The 2583-nt window shown below is 39.6% G+C and carries 4 protein-coding genes; 2 read left to right on the forward strand and 2 right to left on the reverse strand.

What is annotated here, in order from left to right; genetic code table 11:
• Positions 1–864: galactosyltransferase-related protein (locus tag CIK99_RS04280; RefSeq protein ID WP_094380144.1), on the forward strand; the 864-nt coding region annotated here is incomplete at its 5' end.
• 9 nt (positions 865–873) lie between these two features.
• Positions 874–1350 carry a hypothetical protein gene (locus CIK99_RS04285; RefSeq protein ID WP_144007896.1) on the forward strand — a complete coding sequence of 159 codons (477 nt, stop codon included), beginning with the start codon at positions 874–876 and terminating at the stop codon, positions 1348–1350.
• Positions 1351–1571: 221 nt separating this feature from the next.
• On the opposite strand, the gene CIK99_RS04290 is transcribed toward CIK99_RS04285, so the two are convergent.
• On the reverse strand, positions 1572–2306 hold the full coding sequence (locus CIK99_RS04290) for a transposase (protein WP_094380147.1): 735 nt from the start codon (positions 2304–2306) through the stop codon (positions 1572–1574).
• Positions 2303–2583: transposase zinc-binding domain-containing protein (locus CIK99_RS04295; RefSeq protein ID WP_173805303.1), on the reverse strand; the 281-nt coding region annotated here is incomplete at its 5' end. The genes CIK99_RS04295 and CIK99_RS04290, both read right to left, overlap by 4 nt.

Genomic DNA, 2583 nt, shown 5'->3' on the forward strand with positions numbered 1-2583 from the left:
ACTAATGATTGCATAAATCTCTTGAGAGATGAATTCTCAGATTTTGAACATCTTTATTTCTGTATTAATGATTTTAATTGGGGGTATGCTGAAGGAAATAATATAGCGATAAGAAAATGTATGGATTTGGGATATGATTATTTTTACATTCTAAATAATGATGTCATTTTTGAATCAGAATTTTGTATCCGCGATATGTGGAAAACAATGAAAGATGATTCAAGTATAGGTATTTTAGCTCCTCTCATCTGGAATAGGCAGAAGGATGGACAATTTGTCAAAGGCTCTATAATGACTAATTCTAGACTATATAACTTGATGATGCGTAAGAACAACATAAGATTAGGTGAATATGAAGAAGGAAAATTTCGAGTACCTACTGTTTCTGGAAGTTTTATGGCTATTACACGCAAATGCATAGAAAAGAATCATGGTTTCGAAAAGAATTTCTTTATGTATGGAGAAGAAGATGACTTGTGCTTACGCACAAATTTGAATGGTCTCAAGGTGGTAAAACTATCAAGAGATTATGGTATTAAACATTTGGGAGGCATATTGGAATTTGTTTCTGTTGCGGATTGGAAGCGTGTAGCATCGTTTAGGAATAGACTCTTACTGACAAGAAGTTTTCCATTAAATCAGATAATATTATATTGCATTATTTTGTTTTTTCAAGGTTTAAAAAATTCTTTGAAACTTATCAAAAATAAGAATGTAAAATCAGCAATAATTTATTTCGTTGCTTTTTTTGAAGGTCTCCACGATCTTGTTTGGTATAAAAGGCTGTCAAAATCATCCGTATTATTTGATAGAGGAAGAAAACTTGCAATGGCTAATAGAATTTATGGTATAAAAGTAAAATGAGTTTGTGTTATGTTGAAAGAACTTTTAAGACCTACTGGATTATTCTTGAGTAGTATAAGAATTTCTCCATTGTATTTAATGCTGAAGTTTAAGCTTTTTGTCAAAGATGAAAATGCTTTGCTGTTCAAACAAGATATTGCAAATTATCAATCATCATTCTTCGATTTACTTTTTATGCGTAAAGAATTAAAGGAACTTTTATATTTTAGATTAGGGTATATTAGTGCTCCTTTTAAGTTGATATGTGGCAGTTATCCTTTGTATTTTGATAATAAACAATGTAAGATAGGAGGAGGAATAAAAATGGAGCATCCTCATGGCACTCACATAAATGCTGAAAGAATTGGTATAAATCTATCCATAAAACATAATGTAACTATAGGAGTGAATAAAGGGAAACGCCCAACAATTGGAAACAAGATAGGCTTCGTCTCGCCTGAAAGGCGATATGAAGCGCCGACCGTTGCACGTCCGCCGCAAATGTAATCAGAATATTATGGGGAAAGATGTTGGTTTTTGCATGGTTTCCAAAAGGCAAGTGGCAACTTACGGATGAGAAAAACGGACTTGTACCTCTTAGAATATATACAAACAGAGATGTCACAATCTCAAATCATGCCACAAATGATACAATATCCAGTGTTTTACGACGCGTTAGGGCACAAAGAGGCTGTCCACGAAGAAAAGCATTTCGCGGACTGCCACATTTAGTTACCCATACGCATGAGAAGGAATGGTGGGGCTCTCGGGGCTGGATTTATAATCCTTATGATGATACGCTGGCAGTGGCATTCTTTGCAGACTCCAATCTCCCAACCATTCTCCTGACAGATCTCAAGATATGACTTCTTTGTCCTTTCTTTCGGCACGGGCGGCACATCGAGCTGCTTCTGTATGTTGCGCAGTGCATCCCTGTTGGATGGTGAGAGTATGCCGTAGTGGCGTATCCTCACAAACCTGTCGGGAAGAACATGCAGTGACAACAAACCGAGAAACTTGCCAATCTCCATGGTCATTACTCCATGCTTGCCGCCTTTCCTGTAGTCCTTGTAGTCGTATGAGACATTTGAGTGGGTCACGTCTAGAATCCTGGAATTGGTTATCGCCACACGATATGCATATCTGGCAATATACTCCAATACCTGATTCACTCCCTTTGCGGGAGGACGGGAGTAAACGACCCAATCCTTGTCAAAGCACTGTTTTCGTATGTAATTAGCCATGACGAAGCCATCTTCCTTCAGCCTCCTTGTGAGCAGAGCCATGAATCTTCCACGGAATTTGTCGCTCATGCCATGCACGGGAAAAAGGAAGTCACTCTTTTCACAACCATTGAGATGATGCCACATACCGAGTTTGTCCATCCCGCCACCCGGCACAATGCAGTGAATGTGCGGATGGTAGAACAGATTGGATCCCCACGTATGAAGAATGGCTGTCATGCCTGTACGCAGCCCCTTCTCGCTTGCAAAGTCTGAATTGTGGCCCACGCGGCCTTGAACATGCAATCGTAGAAGGCAGCCTGATGGTTAATGGCTATAGGATGCAGGCAATCCGGCACCGTGAATACCACATGGAAGTACTTCGCGGGGATAATCTCCTCCCTGCGGAAAGAAATCCACTGCTCACGCTCCTTGTTCTGACACTTGGGGCAATGACGGTCTCGGCAACTGTTGTAGCTTATCTTGATTTCTCCGCATTCGGGACATACCTCCACAT

The organism is Prevotella sp. P5-92, from assembly GCF_002251245.1.
Classification (GTDB): domain Bacteria; phylum Bacteroidota; class Bacteroidia; order Bacteroidales; family Bacteroidaceae; genus Prevotella.

Bases quoted from the DNA above. Each gene is read 5' to 3' on its own strand.
- CIK99_RS04285 (WP_144007896.1), top strand. From the start codon at position 874: ATGTTGAAAGAACTTTTAAGACCTACTGGATTATTCTTGAGTAGTATA.
- CIK99_RS04290 (WP_094380147.1), bottom strand. From the start codon at position 2,306: ATGACAGCCATTCTTCATACGTGGGGATCCAATCTGTTCTACCATCCG.